Annotated in this window: 18 protein-coding genes; 12 read left to right on the forward strand and 6 right to left on the reverse strand. The window is 58.2% G+C overall.

Going from position 1 to position 19037, the window contains the following annotated elements:
• Positions 1-11: 11 nt before the first annotated feature.
• The 3 genes from NUW46_RS09775 to NUW46_RS09785 form a co-directional block, all read right to left on the reverse strand.
• A complete protein-coding gene (locus NUW46_RS09775) occupies positions 12-1616 on the reverse strand; it encodes an FAD-binding oxidoreductase (RefSeq protein WP_418141980.1) in 1605 nt (534 codons plus the stop codon).
• Between the two features lie 122 nt (positions 1617-1738).
• Positions 1739-2401: a transglutaminase-like cysteine peptidase gene (locus NUW46_RS09780; protein WP_418141981.1), complete on the reverse strand. Its 663-nt coding sequence runs from the start codon at positions 2399-2401 to the stop codon at positions 1739-1741.
• Between the two features lie 8 nt (positions 2402-2409).
• Positions 2410-3060 carry a type II secretion system protein N gene (locus NUW46_RS09785; RefSeq protein ID WP_418141982.1) on the reverse strand — a complete coding sequence of 217 codons (651 nt, stop codon included), beginning with the start codon at positions 3058-3060 and terminating at the stop codon, positions 2410-2412.
• A gap of 166 nt (positions 3061-3226) precedes the next feature.
• Here NUW46_RS09785 and gspE point away from each other — a divergent pair, with 166 nt between their 5' ends.
• The 11 genes from gspE to gorA all read left to right on the forward strand — a co-directional run bounded on the left by gspE (position 3227) and on the right by gorA (position 13124).
• Positions 3227-4735: a type II secretion system ATPase GspE gene (gspE, locus tag NUW46_RS09790; RefSeq protein ID WP_064227997.1), complete on the forward strand. Its 1509-nt coding sequence runs from the start codon at positions 3227-3229 to the stop codon at positions 4733-4735.
• A 3-nt stretch (positions 4736-4738) separates the two neighbouring features.
• Positions 4739-5950: a type II secretion system inner membrane protein GspF gene (gene gspF, locus NUW46_RS09795; protein WP_418141983.1), complete on the forward strand. Its 1212-nt coding sequence runs from the start codon at positions 4739-4741 to the stop codon at positions 5948-5950.
• A gap of 68 nt (positions 5951-6018) precedes the next feature.
• The gene (gene gspG / locus NUW46_RS09800) at positions 6019-6471 is read left to right on the forward strand and encodes a type II secretion system major pseudopilin GspG (protein ID WP_064227995.1); all 453 of its coding nucleotides are present in this window, start codon (positions 6019-6021) and stop codon (positions 6469-6471) included.
• 6 nt (positions 6472-6477) lie between these two features.
• Entirely contained in the window at positions 6478-7008 is a 531-nt protein-coding gene (gene gspH, locus NUW46_RS09805) for a type II secretion system minor pseudopilin GspH (protein WP_418141984.1), read from the forward strand.
• The gene (gspI, locus tag NUW46_RS09810) at positions 7005-7379 is read left to right on the forward strand and encodes a type II secretion system minor pseudopilin GspI (protein ID WP_069185279.1); all 375 of its coding nucleotides are present in this window, start codon (positions 7005-7007) and stop codon (positions 7377-7379) included. Before gspH ends, gspI begins: the two co-directional genes overlap by 4 nt.
• Positions 7379-8155: a type II secretion system minor pseudopilin GspJ gene (gene gspJ, locus NUW46_RS09815; RefSeq protein WP_418141985.1), complete on the forward strand. Its 777-nt coding sequence runs from the start codon at positions 7379-7381 to the stop codon at positions 8153-8155. The genes gspI and gspJ overlap by 1 nt, the downstream gene beginning before the upstream one ends.
• Positions 8156-8161: 6 nt before the next feature.
• The gene (gene gspK, locus NUW46_RS09820) at positions 8162-9166 is read left to right on the forward strand and encodes a type II secretion system minor pseudopilin GspK (protein WP_418141986.1); all 1005 of its coding nucleotides are present in this window, start codon (positions 8162-8164) and stop codon (positions 9164-9166) included.
• 2 nt (positions 9167-9168) lie between these two features.
• Entirely contained in the window at positions 9169-10473 is a 1305-nt protein-coding gene (gene gspL, locus NUW46_RS09825) for a type II secretion system protein GspL (RefSeq protein ID WP_418141987.1), read from the forward strand.
• A gap of 4 nt (positions 10474-10477) precedes the next feature.
• Positions 10478-11008 carry a type II secretion system protein GspM gene (gene gspM, locus NUW46_RS09830; protein ID WP_064227989.1) on the forward strand — a complete coding sequence of 177 codons (531 nt, stop codon included), beginning with the start codon at positions 10478-10480 and terminating at the stop codon, positions 11006-11008.
• Between the two features lie 56 nt (positions 11009-11064).
• Positions 11065-11736 carry a GNAT family N-acetyltransferase gene (locus NUW46_RS09835; RefSeq protein WP_064227988.1) on the forward strand — a complete coding sequence of 224 codons (672 nt, stop codon included), beginning with the start codon at positions 11065-11067 and terminating at the stop codon, positions 11734-11736.
• A 26-nt stretch (positions 11737-11762) separates the two neighbouring features.
• Positions 11763-13124 carry a glutathione-disulfide reductase gene (gene gorA, locus NUW46_RS09840; RefSeq protein ID WP_069185274.1) on the forward strand — a complete coding sequence of 454 codons (1362 nt, stop codon included), beginning with the start codon at positions 11763-11765 and terminating at the stop codon, positions 13122-13124.
• Between the two features lie 39 nt (positions 13125-13163).
• Here gorA and NUW46_RS09845 read toward each other — a convergent pair whose 3' ends face one another.
• From NUW46_RS09845 to NUW46_RS09855, 3 genes are read right to left on the reverse strand one after another with little or no spacing between them, the layout of a single operon-like run.
• On the reverse strand, positions 13164-15107 hold the full coding sequence (locus NUW46_RS09845) for an ATP-binding protein (RefSeq protein ID WP_418141988.1): 1944 nt from the start codon (positions 15105-15107) through the stop codon (positions 13164-13166).
• Positions 15100-16077, reverse strand: a complete 978-nt coding sequence (locus tag NUW46_RS09850) for an ABC transporter substrate-binding protein (RefSeq protein WP_418141989.1) — start codon at positions 16075-16077, stop codon at positions 15100-15102. The genes NUW46_RS09845 and NUW46_RS09850 overlap by 8 nt, the downstream gene beginning before the upstream one ends.
• A 32-nt stretch (positions 16078-16109) precedes the next feature.
• On the reverse strand, positions 16110-18260 hold the full coding sequence (locus NUW46_RS09855) for a TonB-dependent receptor plug domain-containing protein (RefSeq protein WP_418141990.1): 2151 nt from the start codon (positions 18258-18260) through the stop codon (positions 16110-16112).
• A gap of 131 nt (positions 18261-18391) precedes the next feature.
• Here NUW46_RS09855 and NUW46_RS09860 point away from each other — a divergent pair, with 131 nt between their 5' ends.
• Positions 18392-19036 (forward strand): J domain-containing protein, encoded by a 645-nt coding sequence (locus tag NUW46_RS09860; protein WP_418141991.1) that lies wholly within the window; start codon positions 18392-18394, stop codon positions 19034-19036.
• Position 19037: the final 1 nt, after the last annotated feature.

A 19037-nucleotide genomic window follows, 5' to 3' on the forward strand; every position in this document is an offset into this window, starting at 1 on the left:
CGGCGTTATGCTCACTTCACCAGGGTTTCCGGGTTCAGGATGGCATTGGGATCAAAGGTGTTGCACAGGGAGTTGATGGCGAGCATTCCCAGTTCTCCTTTCTCAGCCGGCAGATAGGGCGCGTGATCCTTGCCAACACCGTGCTGGTGGCTGATGGTGCCGCGGTTTTTCACGATCAGTTCAGAGGTTGTGGTCTTGAGCTTTTGCCAGCGCGCGAGTGTTTCCTGGTAGCTGTCGCCTACCCGGAACACGTACGTGGTGTAAATGCTGCAGCCCTGGCTGTAAAAATGCGACAAATGAGTGAATACGTGGGTGTTCTCCTGCTGGTCGGTCAGTCCCTCCCGTAGATTGGTCTCGATCAGCCCCAGGAGATTATCGACGTTGTCCCAATCGGTGGCCGTCTCCAGGGTGTCGACGGCGTAGCCCATTTGCCAGAGGGCTTCCCTCAGATAGGGCATGGTGAAACGCTTGGCTGCCCATTTATCGCCCAGCCGGGTGCCGGTATAGACGCCATTCTGGGCCTTACAGATGCTTCGGGCCTCTTTGAGGGCGTTTCGGGTCTGGCGCCGGGTGCCGGTGATGCCGAAGGTCATCATGCATTTGCCGGTGCCTGCGCCACGGAGTGACAGAAAGCGCTCGAGCATGCCGATCAGTCTGGGGTGGCCGGCCAGGGCGAGCTGGGTTTCCGTTTCTACCGCATTACTGAGCCTGAGCATCGAGAGTTGCGTGCGGTTCTGCACCAGCTGGCGGCTGGCAGTCCGGGCACTGTCCCAGTCAGGGAAAAACACCACGTGAAAACTTTCGTGTTCGGGAAGCGGGGTTACCCGAACCTTCACTTCGGTGATCAGCCCGATGCGGCCTTCGGAGCCCAGAATCATTTCGCGGATATCCGGGCCGGCGCTGGAAGCCGGAATGGTGGGCAGATCAAGGGTGCCTTGCAGGGTTTCGACCCGGCCGCCAGCAAACAGTTGTTCAATTCGTCCGTAGCGTAGGGATTGCTGGCCACTGGAGCGGGAGGCCACCCAGCCGCCCACGGTGGACAGCTCAAACGACTGTGGGAAATGCCCGAGGGTAAAGCCGTGGGCCCGGAGTTGGGACTCGACCAGTGGGCCAGGCGTTCCCGCGCCGAAGGTTGCGATCTGGCTTTCCCGGTCCAGATCCATCAGGCGATTCATCTTGCCCATATCCACGGTCAGCACGGGCTGACCCTTGTCCAGCGGGTTGATATGCCCAGCCACACTGGTGCCACCACCATAGGGGATCAGGTGAATGGTTTGCTCAGCGGCCCAGGCGAGCAAAGCCTGAACTTCGTCGCTGCTGGTAGGGAAAGCAACGCCATCAGGAAACACGCCAAATTCGCCACTGCGCATGGCCAGCCAGTCAGCCAGGCTCTGGCCCCGGGCATGCCGCACCCTTGCTTCCGGGGTTGTGTCGATCAGTGATTCCAGTTCTGCCGGCGGCTTCAGCCGGGAATCCGGCACTTTGGCGCAGACTGACTCCAGAGTGGCGTCGGCCAGAGGGCGGCCGTTTCCAATCCGCGAAGCCAGAAAATCCTGGCCCTGTTCCGGCATTGCCAGGTTGAATCTTTCATCGCCCCAGCCGTTCCAGCGTCGCATGTGTTTCATTCTCCTGATTAAAAAGCAGTGTGGCGCATTCTAGCGGGTCCGGGCCTACTGCAGATGTCGCTTGGCGCCAGTCGCGCTGTCATTTGCCGCCAGCAGATTCGTTGAAATGGAGCTCAGGGGCGGAGCGATTCGGTCAGCCGGCTGTTCAGATCCTGCCACCGGGAAAGCCGTCCCGCTTCCCCGATTCGTTTGCGGGCTCCGCCGGATCGATTGAGCCAGAGGCCTTCGCCATTGAAGCTATAAACCGGTTCAAGATCAGTGCGTTGAGAGGCAGGTTTAATGTCATTTATAAGATTGTCCAGAATAAGCGGGTCCGCGTCTGGCTCCGGGTACCATGCCAACACCATGTGGGCCTGATTCAGCTCCAGTGCTTTGACATACACAATCCGCAACTGGTCATCGGGAACACCCATGGATTTGAGGGTCAGATATTTCGCGATCGAAAAATCTTCGCAATCGCCGCCATTCGTGGTGAGCAATTCCACTGGCGTTGCCCAGTAGTCTTCCTCGCCCCAGTGGCGGATATCGCTGACGAAAGCAACCCTGTTGAAGAAGGAGTTGATCAGTCGAAGCTGCCGGTCGACGGGGGCGTTCGCGGCCAGGGCATGAAGGCGCTGCCAGTTTTCCAGGCGCTGGTGGGCCTCGGTGCCGAATTCCTCCTGTACATAGTTCATCAGGCGGGAACTGAGCTCAAAGGCACCCACAACGGAAACTGCTAATAACAGCGCCGGCAGAAGGCTGGAACGGCGGCGTATCTGGATAGCGGCCGTTTCCATAGCGCGCCTCAGTTATTGTTCCGTAGGCGTTCCCTGAGCTGCTCAAGGCGCCGGCGGATTTCCTCCCGGCGCTGCTCATCGCTGGTGGCGGAGGCGGGCGCTCTTGAGGGCGAGGGGGTGGCAGCCTGTTGCGTTGCAGGCGTGGACGGTTCCTGTTCGTCGGCGGTGAAGGACATGCCGCTGCGGTCTTCGGATTCCGGGAAATACAGGTTCTCGAGTTTGCCGGAGCGTTCAATGATCACACGGTTCGGGTGGACCGAGCGCAGCTTGGCATTACCAGGCAATTCATCACCCACCAGGTAGGCTTCGGTGTTACTTTTGTCATCTTCGATGAGAGCGCTGCCGGGGAATTCGCCATCAGCGGCCAGAACACCGCGAAGAAACAATCGGAGGTTGGTTTCCGGCAGGTTCTCGGTATCCATTTCCGCCGGCGCGGCTTCACCCGATGCGGCCCCGAACAGGTCCAGGGACGACAGGTTTACGCTCGGTGGCTCACGGCTGGCAGCCGGATCTGTGACCAATGGCTGCGCAGAGTCGTAGTTTCCTTGTCGGCTTTCCATTTGCCAGAAGCGGTAACCCTGCCAGGCTGTCAGAGCCACCATGGCAGCCCCTGCCACAAGCGCAAGAATCAGGGGAAGCCGTTCATTGTTTAGGAGCATTGATCATCCTGAATGCAAGTTTGTGGGCCGGGAAAAAGCTCACAGGTTATCAGACTGCAACGTTTTATTGGCAGTATAGTGTATAGAGTTATTCAGCGGGTCCATATCCTGTGGTAGCCTTTCTGAATTAGTTGAATCGAAAAGGGTTTCACGAACGAGGACGACCTTGGACACAGATACTGAACTTCAGCCGCAGGATGCTCCGCTGGGCCGTCTTCCGTTTACTTTCGCCAAGCGCAACGGAGTAATCCTGACCCGTTCGGATGCCGGTGAACCGGTTATTCTGGTTCGCCCCGGTGCGTCCCATTCAGCCCTTGCGGAAGCGAACCGAATCAGTGGCGGCCGGGCCCGTTTTGCCACCATTGACCCGGATCGATTCGATCAGGCCCTGAACTCCGCCTACCAGAACGATTCCGCCGAAGCCATGCAGATGGTGGAGGGCATCGGCGACGATATGGATCTGGCCTCTCTGGCGGACTCGGTACCGGAAACCGAGGACCTGCTGGAGCAGGAAGATGATGCTCCGATCATCCGTCTGATCAATGCCATTCTCACCGAAGCGGTGAAAACCAGCGCTTCGGACGTTCACATCGAAACCTATGAAAAGCGGCTGGTGGTTCGCTTCCGGGTGGATGGCGTGTTGCGGGAAGTCGTGGAACCCAAGCGGGCCCTGGCGCCTTTGCTGGTGTCCCGGATCAAGGTTATGGCGAAGCTGGATATCGCCGAGAAGCGGGTGCCACAGGATGGTCGTATCGCTCTCAGGGTAGCCGGAAGGGAAGTGGATATTCGTGTGTCGACCATGCCGTCTTCAAGCGGTGAACGCGTGGTTCTACGTTTGCTGGACAAACAGGCCGGTGCCATAAGGCTGGAATCCCTGGGTATGGCGGGGCGGGACCTGAAAGTCCTGCGCAAGCTGATTTACCGGCCCTATGGCATCCTGCTGGTGACCGGCCCGACCGGTTCCGGTAAGTCCACCACGCTCTATGCCTCGCTGCAGGAAATCAACGATCGCAGCCGCAACATCCTGACCGTTGAAGATCCCATTGAATATAACCTGCCAGGTATTGGTCAGACCCAGGTCAACACCAAAGTGGACATGACCTTTGCCCGCGGCCTTCGGGCCATTCTGCGTCAGGACCCCGACGTGGTGATGATTGGTGAGATCCGGGACCTGGAGACGGCGGAGATCGCGGTTCAGGCGAGTCTGACCGGCCATCTGGTTCTTTCCACATTGCACACCAATACAGCCGTTGGCGCCATTACCCGGCTTATGGACATGGGGATTGAGCCCTTCTTGATTTCATCAAGCCTGGTCGGCATTGTTGCCCAGCGGCTGGTCCGGGTTCTGTGCCACGAATGCCGGGAGCCCTACACGCCAACCGAAGAGCACTGCGAGTTCCTGCAGCAGGACCCCGCCAATCCGCCCACCATTTACCGGGCAACGGGTTGCAGCCACTGCAACCAACTGGGTTACCGCGGCCGTATCGGTATCTATGAGGTAGTGGAGATCTCCGAGGAAATCAGCGCTCTGATTCACAAGCGGGCTGGTGAACTGGACCTTGAAAAGGTGGCGCGCCAGCATGGCCCGAGTATTCACGCAGACGGCGTGCAGAAGATACTGGATGGTGTGACAACGGTGGAAGAAGTGCTCCGCGTTACACACCGGGGTCAGTAAGCCATGCCTGCATACGAATACAAGGCGCTTGATGCCCGCGGCAAGCAGAAACATGGTGTGGTCGAGGCGGATGCCCCGAGAGCCGTTCGCCAGCAGTTGCGGGAGCGCGGCCTGACGCCACTGGCGGTTGAGCCGGCAGCAGAAAAGCAGGCCCGAAGCAATCCCCTGAGCAGCCGGGGCTCCCTGGCGGCTGCCGACCTGGCCCTGGTCACCCGCCAGTTGGCAACGCTGATTCAATCGGGTATTCCCATCGAGCAGGCACTTTCTGCCGCCGCGCAGCAGTCCCCGAAGCCAAGAATTCGCAGCATGCTGATCGCTATCAGGGCCAAGGTCATGGAAGGCTACACCCTGGCGGACAGCCTGGGCGAGTTCCCGCGCGCGTTTCCGAGGCTTTATCGGTCCACCGTTGCCGCGGGCGAGCACGCCGGCCATCTGGACCTGGTGCTCAACCGGCTGGCGGATTACACGGAAAGCCGTCAGGAGGCACGCCAGAAGATTCAGCTGGCGGCAATCTATCCCATCATTTTGAGTATCGTCGCCATAGCCATCGTGGTGTTCCTGCTCACCTACGTGGTGCCGGATATCATTGATGTGTTTCTCAAGCAGGGGCAGGAGTTACCAACGCTGACCATGGCGATGCTGGGAGTGTCGGAATTTCTGGCGGATTACGGTGTCTACCTGTTTATACTGCTGGTTGCGGCGCTGATGGTGTTCCGTTTTTTCCTGACCAAACCCGGATTCCGGCTGCGGTTTCACAAGCGTCTGCTACATCTGCCCCTGTTCTCCGGGATGGTTCGCGGGGTAAACACCGCCCGGTATGCCAGCACCTTGAGTATTCTGACTACCAGTGGTGTGCCGCTGGTAGAAGCGATGCGCATTGCCGGTGAGGTGCTCTCCAACGATTTTCTCAGGCAGGAATTGAGGGACGCGGCCAGGAAAGTGAGTGAAGGCGGCTCGTTGCACCGTTCCCTGGATCAGACCGGGTATTTCCCGCCGATGATGCTTCACATGATCGCCAGCGGGGAGGCCAGTGGTGAACTGGACAGCATGCTGGAGCGGACCGCCCGAATGCAGGAAAACACCCTGCAGTCCAAGATAGCCGCGATCGCAGGGCTGTTTGAGCCCATGATGCTACTGGTAATGGGCGTAGTGGTGCTGATCATCGTGCTGGCCATCATGTTACCGATACTGAATATGAGTAATCTCGTGGGATGACACCCATGCCGGATTGTCAGTAGACGAATCCGAACTGAAAGCAATCAATGCCAATGACGAGTGAGACAATGACCATCAAAAAACTCAACACACACAACCACAGCCGCGGCTTCACCCTTATCGAAATCATGGTGGTGATGGTGATCCTCGGCCTGCTGGTGGCCATCGTGGCGCCAAACATTATGGGCCGTAGTGATCAGGCAAAAGTAACCGTGGCGGAAACCCAGTTGAGCAACATTGCCAATGCGCTGGACCTGTATCGCCTGGATAACAGTCATTACCCGTCTACCCAGCAGGGTCTCGAAGCGCTGGTTTCCAAGCCCAGCGGCAGCCCGGAACCGAAGAACTGGAACGCGGATGGTTACCTCAAGAGCGTGCCGGAAGATCCCTGGGGATCTGAATACCAGTACGTGAGCCCGGGTACTGAAGGCCCCTATGATCTGTATTCCTATGGCTCTGACGGCCAGGAAGGCGGCGACGGCGATGCCGCCGATATCAGTGTCTGGGATACCGAAGGCTAAATAACTGTGCAGGTCAGCTCCCGACAGACCGGTTTCACCCTGATTGAGATACTGGTGGTCCTGGTGGTTGTGGGTCTGCTGGCATCCCTTGCCGTGTTTACCATGGGAGGGAGCTCTCAGCAGCGGGAACTAGAGAACGAAGTCAGGGAGCTGTATCTGCTCATGCAGACGGCGTCTGAGCAGGCCGTACTCAACAACCTGGAACTGGGCTTGAGGCTTGAGGATGACGGCTACCAGTTCGTAGCCTTCCAGGATCAGACGGGGGACTGGAAAGCCTCTGGCGAGGGCATGTTCCGGGCCCGTAGCCTTCCCGAATGGCTAACGGTTACCGAGTTTATCGAGAGCGATGCACCGAGGCTGGCGCCCTCTGAAGACACCTTGCTCCCGGACGTGGTGTTCTTTTCCAGTGGCGAGACAACACCGTTCGAGCTTGAATTCACCATCGGTAGCGGGTCGGACAACGTACACGTCCTCGCCTCTGATGGTGTATCGCCCATGGAGTGGCGCAAGCCGGGCGATGAGGGGAGCAGCGGGTGAAAACGCAAAGCGGGTTCACGCTGATTGAAGTGCTCATCGCGCTGCTTGTCTTTGGTCTGATTGCAACTGCAGCAGCCGAAGTGGGGAGCCAGTACATTTCCAGCTACGAGCGGGTACGGGATAAAACCCTTGCCAGCTGGTTGGCGGATAACCGAATCAATGAAATCCGCCTGCAGGAAACTATCCCCGGCATCTCCGAAAATTCCAAGGACACGGATTTCGGGCCCTATCGTTGGCGTGTGACCACGGCAATTCTCGCCACTGCCGAGGCCAAGATGCGGCGTGTGGAGGTCACGGTTGCCCTGTACCGTGAGGAAGGCGCGGCTCCGGTTCCGGTCCATACCCTGTCTGCTTTTGTGGGGGCACAGTGATGATCGCGCCACCAAAGACCTCCCAACCGCTGCAACAGGGCTTCACCCTGCTGGAGGTGTTGATCGCGGTCACCATAACCGCCGTCATTGGGCTGGGCGTGTGGCAGGTTATCAATGGGGTGGTCAACTCCCGAGATCGGGTGAATGAGCTGGCTGAACAGTTCGACGGCCTGCAGCGGGCCATGCTGTTGCTTGAGCGGGATATCATGCAGGTGGTAAACCGGCCGGCCAGGGATATTTACGGCGATTTCCAGCCGGCACTGTCGAGTCGTGATGATGATTTTTCCCTGGTGTTGACCCGTCAGGGCTGGCGTAACCCTCTTGGAATCCGCCGCAGTGGTTTGCAGCGTGTTGGCTGGGAATACACCGGCAGCGAATTACGGCGCCGGTACTGGCCCATGGTGGACCAGGGGCAGGAAGATGACAGCCGCGATGTGCTGCTTCTGGAGGGCGTAAAACGCCTGGAAGTGCGGTTTCTGGATTCCAACCGAAGCTGGCAGCCGCAGTGGCCCACCGATGAAGTCATGGCCGGATTGACCCCGGGCAGCCGCCCGGATGTTCCGTTGCCACTGGGTATGGAAGTGACTCTGGAGCACGAGCGTTTTGGCACGCTGGTACGGACCTTTGCCCTGCCGGATTTTGATCCGGCGGTCGCCCAGGGTGCGCTGAACCAGGCAAACCAGGCTGCCAGTGAGGCGGAAGAAGAAAGCACCGAAGAAGAGGGAACGACAGAACAACCCGGTGAAACCACCGGCGCAACGGGGCAGGGAGGCTAGGCCAATATGGTGCAGATCCCGGCTTTTCCAAACCGTCAGCGCGGCGTTGCCCTGATTATGGTGCTGCTGGCCATGGCACTGGTGGTCATGTTGGCGTCAGGCATGACCCAGCAACAAAGCCTCCGGGTGTTCAAGGCAGGTCACTACCTGGCACAGCAGCAGGGCCAGAGTATTGCGCTGGGTGCAGAAGCCTTTGCTCGCCAGATCCTGCGCAGGGATTACGACGAGGACAAGGAAGAAAACCTGATGGTCGACAGCCTGGACGAATTCTGGGCTGCCAATGCAGCCGTGTTGCCACTGGATGATAACGGCGTGGCCGAAGTTCAGATTGACGACCTGGGTGGTCGACTGAACCTGAATGATCTGGTCGGTGCCAATGGTCAGGTGGACCCCACCGTCAGGGATCGCTTTGTGCAGTTGTTCGCTGCATTGGGGATTACCGCTGTTTCCGTGGACTCTCTGGTGGACTGGATAGATCCCAATGACCAGACAGTGACTGCCTATGGCGCCGAGGATGGCCAGTACCTGATGGCGGAGCAGGGATACCGCGCGGCGAACCAGCCCTTTACAACGGTGACTGAGTTACGCCTGATCGAGGGCATGACCGAAGAGATTTATCGCGCCCTGCGGCCTCACGTGACGGCACTGCCGGTAAACGGGGCGGGCATAAATGTGAACACCGCCACTGCCATGGTGATCCGCTCACTGCATGAGGAGCTGACGGACGCCCAGGCTGCGTCTATTCTTGAGAAGCGGCAGGAAGAACGGTTCGAGAACCTTCAGGACTTTATGGCATTACCGGAGTTCGCGGGTCTCGGGCTCAAATCGGTCGGCCTGGGGTTGCAGACACGGTTTTTTGAAGTTGCCTCGCGGATTACCTACGATAACCGTGTCGTGAATATGGTCAGTACCGTGTTCCGTACTCCGGAAGGGGAAGTTCAGACGGTTCACAGGGATACCGGGCAGAAGAACCGAATTACCAAAGAGCCCTTTACCATTTCAGAAGGATAATCATGTCTTATCGCCTCTACGTCCGCCCGATACCGCCGTTCGCGGACGCTGACCAGGATCCCGACGCCCAGATGTTCAACTGGGTGCTGCACGACGCCAGCGGCGATGCCCAGGCCCGGGGTGCCGGCGACAGCCGTGATGCCATCGAGCATACCCTGGGGCAGAATGCCCTGGATAACGTTCTGTTGATCGGCCTGATTCCCGGTGAGGAAGCGATTTATTGCCTGGCTGACATTCCCGCAAAGCAAAGTCGGTTTATCAATCAGGCCTTACCCTACGCCGTTGAGGAGCAGATTGCCCAGGACATAGATTCCGTTCACCTGGCGCTGGGCTCCCATACCGAGCATGGTTACCGGGTTGCAGCCATAGATCGCGAGCGAATGGGTCAATGGGTACAGTTGTTCAGCGGTTGGGAGCATCTCCGCCTGGATGCCATTTTCCCGGACGCCTCGTTGCTGCCCCGCACCGAAGGCGGCTGGTCTGTCTGTCTGGACGGCGAAACGGCCATGATGGTCAGCGAGCGGGGCGAGTGGTTGAGCATGCAGTCTTCCAATCTTGGTATGTTCGCCCACACCCTCGCGGCGCCATCCGCCGAAGAAGTGGTGGCGGAGATCCCGGTCACCGTGTACGGCACCGACGAAGAGTTTGATGTCCAGCAATCTGCACTTACCGAGTTAGCTGGCTCGGGGCGTCTTGCGGTTCGTCGGGAAACCCTGGAGCTCATGCCGCTGGAATTGCTCGCCTACGCCCATCACCATCATCTCTGCGAGCCGGTGAATCTTTGCCAGGGCGTGTTTTCGTCCAAATCGGGCAAAGCCAGCCCGCTGAAACCCTGGAAACCGTTGATTGCGGTGGCGGCCGTCTGGTTCGGCGTTCAAGTGGCGTTGAACTTGGGCATGGGGTTGTACTATCAGAATCAGGCGGAAGAGCTACAAAACGAGGCCATGGCAATCTATCGCGATGCTTTCCCCAATGACCGGCGTACTCACGCAGGTAATGTCCGTCGTGTGATCGAAGGTCAGTTGCGGGTGGCCGGCTCCAGTGGACCGGAAGTGGACTTCATCACCCTGATGAAATACACCGGCCAGCAATATGCCCGCCTCCCGGGTAGTCAGGGGGTGAACTTCAATTCGGTGAACTACAGCCGCTCAAGGGGTGAGCTTATCGTGGATGTGAGAGCTGACAGCTACGATCGCCTGAGCGCCCTGCGAAACGGCCTCGCGAACCAGGGCCTGGAAGCGCAGATTGGCTCGGTTGTGAACGAAGCGAGCGGCGCCCGCGGCCGCCTGACGGTTTCAGGAGGTTAAGGCTATGCTTTCACGAATCAAGGATCAGCCGGCAGTCGGCAAACTCATTGCACAGTATGATCAATTGCCCCGCCGCGACCAGCAGGCTCTGGTCGTGCTCGCCATCGCTGTTTTTCTTGGCATTCTGTATTTCGCCGTCTGGCGCCCGGCGGCCGTATTCCATGATCAAGCGGAATCTGCCCGGAACAATGCCGGCGAGCTGTTGGCCTGGATGCAGGCAAATGAACAGACGATCCAGCGTTTGGGGAATGCCGGAGGTGCCAGCACGTCGGCGTCGGCAGACAAGCCTGCCGATGGCCGTGCCCTGATGGCCCTGGTGACCCGTTCCGCCGGTGAGGCGGGTTTGTCGCTCCAGCGGTTTGAACCTAGCGGGGAAGATGCAATCCGCGTCTGGCTCGAGAACGCACCTTTTGCAGAGGTGGCGGCGTGGCTGGAGCGGCTGAATGGCAGCCATGGTGTTGTGATCGACCAGGCAGCCATGGACCGGGCAAGTGAACCGGGCCGGGTGTCCGTTCGTTTAACCCTGGCCATCTGATTCTGAAAACCAGATTCCGGGCCTTCCGTCCGGAACTGATGCAGGAGAGGGAAGCGATGAGTAACGGCAGCGACAACAAGAACAAATCCGAGCCAGCCATTGTTCGCCTGGACGAAACAGCGGTCAATGAAGCCAGATCCATTCTGTTTCACGCCTATCGAAACGAGCCGACGTTTCAGTACCTTTTTGATCATCGGCGTCCCGGTTACGATCAACGGGTTCGGGCAACCATACGGGAGCTGATTGACCTGTATTTTGAGCTCGATCAGGAGGCCATCGGTGTGATGGTAGACGACACGCTGGTTGCCGTGGCGTTTATCGGCGACCCCGAGCTCAGGATGAACCTGGCTGACCAGCTCAGCTGGCGGATCCGTATGGTGCTGACCACCGGTTTTGCATCCACGCGCCGATACCTGGATTACCACCAGAAAATCCGGGACATGTTGCCACAGCCGTTGGCGCACCAGTTGCCAATGATGGGCGTAAATCCCAAATACCAGAATCGCGGCTATGGCCGGCTGTTGCTGAAAACTGTTGAAAGGCTGTGTGCAGAGAACCCAAGGGGTAGCGGCCTGGTGCTTGATACCGGCAACAATCGCTATCTGCCTTTCTACGAGTCCGAGGGTTTCCGGAGCCTTGGCAAGATACAGCTCGGCGATTTCGAGGATCACGTGCTGTTCAGGGAAGTGCATCCGGAAAGTAAAACGGCCGCGCCCGGCCAAACCTGACTTTTTAACGTTTAACGGGAGAAGCTGTGTCTGACCAGCAGGATTTTGATCTGATCGTTATCGGAGCCGGCTCTGGCGGTGTTCGTCTGGCCCGTATGTCTGCCCAGAGGGGCGCAAAAGTGGCCGTGGTTGAATCCCGGTACCTTGGCGGAACCTGTGTGAACGTGGGCTGCGTGCCCAAGAAGCTGTTTGTATACGGCGCTCATGTTCATGATGAGCTGGAAGACGCCGCCGGCTATGGCTGGCAGGTCCCTCTCGATGATGTCAGTTTCGACTGGCCAAAGCTGGTGGCGAACAAGAACGCCGAGATCGAGCGTCTGAACGGCATTTATGGCCGGTTGTTGGAGAATGCGGGCGTAACCATCATCGAAGGGACCGCGTCTCTGTCAGACGCCAACACAGTGGTGGTCGGCGAAACGTCTTACCGGGCCAGACACATCACTATTGCCACGGGTAGCTGGCCTGTAATTCCGGACGTGCCTGGCAAGGAATGTATTCTTACCTCCAACGAGATGTTCTACCTGCCACAGCTGCCGAAGCAGGCCGTGGTGTGGGGCGGCGGCTATATTGCCGTGGAGTTTGCCGGCATCCTGGCAGGACTGGGTGTTGAGACCACGCTGTTGTATCGCGGCGATCTGTTCCTGCGCGGGTTTGATAATGACATCCGCCGGTTCACCGAACAGGAAATGCGAAAGAAGGGCGTAAACCTGCGTTTTGGCGTGACCATTGAATCGGTCGAAGCCGAGAATGCCCATTACCGGGTACAACTGAACAATGGTGAAACCCTGGAAACCGGGCTGGTGATGGCAGCGACCGGACGCCGGGCACTCGTCGACGGGCTTGGCCTGACCGATCTTGGTGTCCAGCTCAGCGCGTCAGGCCATGTTGTGGTGGATGATCATTTCCAGACCGCGGTGCCTTCTATTACCGCGCTGGGTGATGTAATCGGAACCCCACAGCTTACGCCGGTGGCTTTGGCCCAGGGCATGGTGCTATCCCGGCGTTTGTTCGGGGATGGCAAAGGCGACATGGACTATTCCGCAATTCCAACCGCCGTGTTCTGTCAGCCCAACATCGGCACCGTGGGGCTGACCGAGGAAGAGGCCCGGGAAGCGGGGCATCGTCTCAGGATTTATCGCTCCGAGTTCCGCCCGATGAAATACACCCTCAGTGGACGGGATGAGCGAAGCCTGATGAAACTGGTGGTGGATGATGAGACCGACAGGGTACTCGGTGCCCATATGGTTGGCCCGGACGCCGGCGAAATTACGCAGGGCCTGGCAGTTGCCATCAAGGCCGGAGCCACCAAGGCTCAGTTCGATTCTACCCTGGGCATCCATCCCACCTCTGCGGAAGAGTTTGTCACCATGCGGGAACCCGTCGCCTGATCCTGCGCCGGCGCCCGCGATGACGGCGCCGGCATTCTTCTAGAGCTGAATCCAGCGGCTCAGCACTTCCCGCAACATTTCCTTGCGGACCGGTTTGGCCAGATAGTCATTCATTCCACAGTCGAGACAGCTTTTCTCGGTGCCGGGGAGTACATCGGCCGTCAAGGCGATGATCGGCGTGCCGATCTGGCCGTTACTCTGTTCCCATTCCCGGATAAACCTGGTTGCCTCATAACCATCCATCACCGGCATCTGGCAATCCATCAGGATAATGTCGTAGCCCGTGTGATTGGTGGTGACCTTCTCAAGTGCTTCCTTGCCGTTATTGGCGGAATCCGTCTGGAAGCCCAGCCGCTTGAGCATGGCCGTGGCAACGCGCTGGTTCACGGGGTTATCTTCCACCACCAGGGCATGGCTGGTGCCATTGATGGCTTCCCTGGGCGGCGGGCCCGAAGGCTCTGGTTGGCTGGCCGGGTTAGCCAGCTCGAAGGGCAGTTCAAAGCGGAACGAAGAGCCTTTGCCCAGATCGGTTTCGACCTGAATATGGCCACCCATGAGCTCCACCAGCCGTTGGACCAGAGACAATCCCAGGCCGGTGCCGCCATACCTTCGGCTATCACCACCGTCCAACTGCTCGAAAGAGTTGAAGATGTCCTGCAGGCGATCCACCGGAATCCCGGAACCGGAATCGCTGATTGAGCAATTAAGAATGATGCAATTGTCTTCCAGGGCAAAAAATCCTGCCTGAATGTTGATGAAACCATCGCCGGTAAACTTGATAGCGTTGTCGGCCAATCCGGCAAGTATCTGACGCAGGCGTGCCGGGTCGCCGATCACCACCGGGTTGTCAGGCCAGTCTCCGTAGAATTTGAGGTTGAGGGCCAGGCCCTGTTGTTCCGCCAGGTGCCGGTAGGTGGCGGTGCAGTTGGAAATCAGTTCCCTGAGATCGAATTCCTGGCTCTCGAGTTTCAGGGTGCCGCTGTCCATCTTTGAATAGTCCAGGATATCGGCGATCACCGTGAGCAGATCCTCGGTGGATTGCCGGGCGGTGTTCAGGTACTCCCGCTGGCGATGGGTGAGCGGCTCTTCCTGGATCAGATCCACCATGCCAAGAACCCCGTTGAGAGGGGTGCGAAGCTCATGACTCATGGTGGCCAGAAACTCGGATTTTGCCTGGTTCGCCATTTCGGCTTTTTCCCGAGCGCTTTCAGACGCTGTGAGTGTCTGGTCACGAGCTGTTCTCAGGCCTGCGAGGTGTCGGGCAAGTTCGTTAAGCTGCTCCTCAATCGCCACGATCTCGCGGGAACTCTGGTGGGTGTTAAGGGCGCGTTCCTGATAGTCGCCGGCGGTCAGCTTTCCGATTCGTCCGGCAAGGTCCCGGATGGGCGCGAGGATGGTCCCCAGAAAATGGTTGATGATCAGAATGGTGAACAAAAGCAGGGCCACGCCTACGGCGATGGACGTCCAGAGAATATCCTGTCGCCTGTCGGCAAGAACATCGTGATCCATGCCCACCTGTACTGTGCCGACTCGCAGGGAGCCGGAGCCAAAACCATAGTCAGGTTCAAACCATTCCGCTGTTCGTTCGGAGCCAAGCTCCAGGGGTTGCTGGAGAATGTCGGCCTCGAAAATCTGGTAGCGACTGGGCAAGTCACCGGCATTGACCGGTTGGTGGGAGACGAAACCAATCTGCTCTCCCATCACGTCAGAAACACGGATCCAGTCTGCGTTGCTGCGTCGCAGTGATTGGGACAGGATCTGATCCAGTGCCAGGGTGTTACCCGAAACCACTGCGTACTCGAGTGCGGGCGCCAGGCTGTCGGCAAGCATCTGGCCGCTGTCTGACAAATCCCGGCGGGCGTCTTCCAGGCGCGCGGACGTGAAGAACACCATGAGCACGATGAACATGACAACGGCCGGGAGCGCACCCAGGAGCAAGAGCGTGCGGGAGAGGGGCCGCTGCTGCCTCTTGAGGTTACTCATCGGCCACCTCCCCATTGACGGTCAGTTGTCTGTCCACACGTTGGGCAATGTCTTCGCGGCTGGGAAGGGGTATGTTCAGGGAACGAGCAACCTGAGCGTTCACTTCAACCCGGAAATTTTCCGGGTAGGAGGGTGCCGGAAACTCTCCTGTCTCGAAATACGTGGTCAGAAACTCATCTGCCATCTCGATCATTTCCGGAAACGGCGCATAGCTGGATGCGAGTGATCCGGCCTTCACATAAGCTTGCGTTGGTCCAATGACGATCTGATTACGGCGATAAGCGGTCAGCAGAATATGTTTGATGGTTCTGGGGTTGTAGATTGCGCTGTCCGGGGCGGCTAACAGAAAATCACCGTAACCGAGAGCCCGGACGAGTGTCGGAATCAGCTTGTCGTCGTCATCGACAAGAAACAGCCGGGCCGACATGCCATAGGTCGGCAGCTTATCAATCAGTGGCTCGTAGAGTTCCACCGAATCTGCGGTTGCCAGCAGGGCTATCTTGGTAGCCTGTGGCAGGATGGCCTTTCCCGTCAGAGCCTGACGGATGAGAGGAACGTCATACAGAACGCCGGTGATCTGGCCGGGGGAGCGGTCCGCAAAACCGGAAATGAAGGATTTATCGACCAGCAGCGCCAGAATGGGCGCGGAGCGATTTGCCTGGCGAGCGCGGGAGAAGGCGGAAGGTCCAGCAGTAATGATTGGTCCGGAATCAAGCGCGGCCAGCTGCTCGTCGGTGACCTCCACCAGGGAAATGGATGGCTCAAGCTCTGCTTTGAGGAGCTGCACGAGGTGCTGATCAAGTGGCGCGTTGCCCGAGCCGGCAAAGTAGACAGTTCTCGCCGTCGATTCCTGAGAGCTGACAAACGTGGAAAAAACGGCCAAAAGCAGAAGCCACAGGGTCTTGTGGACAAGACCCTGGATTCGGCTTCCGGGCCGATTAGGGTGATTCGTGCCTGACCTTCGCTCCATACCGTCCAGGGCTCATGCTTTCCTTGTTAAATTCAGAAACGAATACCAGCCTCAACAAAGAACTGGTTGTGATCTTCAATCCGGTTATCCGGGCTGATCCATGGCTTGGCGTTAAGGTAATGCTGGATCGTCAATGCCAGCATATAGCTGTAATCTGTTTTGTCCACCCGGCGAGCCAAACGGAAATCGGCACGTTCGAACCGGGTCTCCCTGACTTCATTGGTCCAGTACATCGCCGCTGACGTCATGAAGCCCTTCGGTAGATCCTGGATCCAGGCGAGGCTGCCGGAATCGCGGGCGGACAGACGGGCCAGAAGATCGACAGCCCGTTCCTGTTTGTTCAGCGGGAGTGCGTTGGGATCACCCGTGTATCTGCCCTCCTGCTCAAGATAGGCGTAGGTGGCTCGGAGTTTGGTGCCTGAGAATTCCAGGGAGGTTTCCAGTTCGACGCCCTCCTGCTCCAGATCCACGTTGTTGGCGATATACCATTCTTCTTCGTTGATGACGCCGCTGATCATGTCGCGGAAGTCGTCATTGAAGTAGCGTACTTCCACGGAGAGCAGGGCCCTTTCCAGATGGAACTGCCCGAAGTAGCTGATTTCCCTGGAGGTGATCCATTCCTCCTCCAGCCTCTGTCCGTATGTGGATGTGGCTGGATCCAGGAGGTTTTCGACCTCGATTCGCTGGCCGTCCAATGCCTCGAAGGGTGGCTGAACATTGGTCGGCGTATAGCCCCAGTCCGGATTCTGTTCGAAGGCGTCCGGTGTGCGTACCGCCCGGGAAAACACAAACCGCAGGGCATGGTTATTGTTCAGGATGAAGTTCGCGGCGGCTCTGGGCGAGAAATAATCTTCATCGGTGGTTGTGGTCTGCTCCCAGTTGCCGCCTGCGTTGAAGGTCAGCCAGCGGAAAGGCGAGTACTCGGCGTTGGCGAATACCCTGGATTGGTAGTTATTCCCTTTCCCGTTAAAGAAGGTCTCAGAATTGAACGAGTCCTTGCGATAGCCCAGGCCAGAGACCAGCTTGAACTGATCGCTGAAAATGATGGTGTCCTGGAGCTCGATTTCCTGCCGGGTTTCTTCCAGGTCTTCATTCAGGTCAGCGATGAAAGGTCCCTGGTCCTCGGGGAAGGGTGGGAACCCGGTCGGCAGCAGTGCGTTTATCTCCGCTGCAGGCGCGGCAACGGTCCAACGCTGGCGCTGCCGCTGATTCTGATAACTGGCCTGGATATGATAGAAATGATCAGGCGAGGTCGCTCCATCGAACCGGACATGAAGGTAGTAATCGTCCATGATAATGTCCGGGTTTGTGGTGGCTCCCAGCTTGCCCGACTTCTCGAGATCTTCTTCATTCACTCCGTCCAGAACGCCTGCCCGGACGTCAATGGAGTGCTGGCGGTCGATGCGAAATACGCTGTCGAAATTGAAGTTGTTGATATCGTGGCCATCGTGGAAGGGGATTTCCTGTCCGCCATCAATCTGGTTGTCAAAACCGTTGGATTTCCGCTTTTCATAGGACAGGCGCCAGCTTTTATCGGCGTCGGCATCACCCACCGACGTAAACGTGCGCAGATGTCCGCGGGACCCGACCGAGGTGTAGGCTTCCACGCCGGCTGTATCCTGCGGCGAGCGGGTAATGATATTGATGCTGCCAAGAAAGGCATTGATGCCATAGGCGGCGGAATTCGGTCCCCGACTCACCTCAATGCGTTCAATGTTCTCCAGTGCCACCGGCATGCCCAGCCAGTCGACGTCGGCCAGGCTGATTCGATAGGCCGTTCGCCCGTCAATCTGAACCTGCAGCCGGCGCTGCTCGTACTGGGAGGTACCGTGGTAGGTTGCAACCGGATTGGTGCTTCCCCAGTGGCCAACCACCATGCCGGGAACCAGCCGGAGTGCCTCTACGAGATTCATGATGCCGAGGTCGCGAATCATGTCTCCGGTGATGATCGTGGTGGTGCCGGGTACCCGGAGTTTTGACTGGCGCAATCGTGTTGTCGTCAGGACTTCGGGGATTTCGCTTTGTTCGCCTTCCAGGGCAAGTAAGCCGGGTATGAAATCAGGAGTATCGGTCTGGCCGACTGCTGTGGTTGGTAGCAGAGCGGACAGGGCAAGGCTGAGGCCGAAGCAGGCTACGCGAGGGTGGCGCTTACCCATCCCTGCCGTTTTGGTCGATTGATGCATGGTTGACGTTCTATAATCTGCCGAGAAAAACGGATAAAGCGGTTTTATTATCATTGGGTCCTATCGTAAGGGACTACAGACGTTTTGTCTCTCTTAAATGTAATGAATCTCGGCCCGGGAGTGGCAGCTGTATGAATTGTTGGGAAATCCTTGGAATTGAACCCACCGACGATCGTCGGAGAATCCAGGATGCGTATGAGCAACAGCTCAAATTTGCTTCGGAAAGCGAGGCAAGAAGTCTGGAGCAGGCGTTTCGGGAAGCGGTGGGTGATGCGCCAGCGCCGGCAACCCGGCCAGCCGACACTGCGCAGCCCGGCCAGCCGACTCATGAGGCAGAAGAGGCAAGTGAACGTCCCCTGGATGCCAATGATGGGCAGGTAGTTCGTGAGGTTGTTATTCAGATCAAGGCACTGCTCAATGATTCATCCAGAAGCAAGGATGCGGGTATCTGGCAAGCCATTCTTTGCGAACCGCCTGCCGATCAGCCGCAGTTGCGACGTGAAATTGGCAGGCAACTGGAGCCCCAGGTGCGACCAATGGCTGAAAACGGAACCTTTCCGGCCCCGGTTGCCCAGTTTCTGGGGGAATGGTTTGGCTGGTTCAGCATGGAGGAGGCACCTGAGGTAGCCGACGAGCGCAACTATCCGGAACCCGGCATGGCCGAAGAGCAGGGTGAGCAGCCTCCGCAGATGGTGAATTTCTGGCCGGCGGTTATTGGCTGGATTGTCGGCCTGGTGATCTTGGCCACGCTGTTTGGCGGAATGGGAGGCGGTTAAT

It is taken from the genome of Marinobacter sp. MA, assembly GCF_048298425.1.
In the GTDB taxonomy this organism is placed as follows: Bacteria; Pseudomonadota; Gammaproteobacteria; order Pseudomonadales; family Oleiphilaceae; genus Marinobacter; species Marinobacter salsuginis.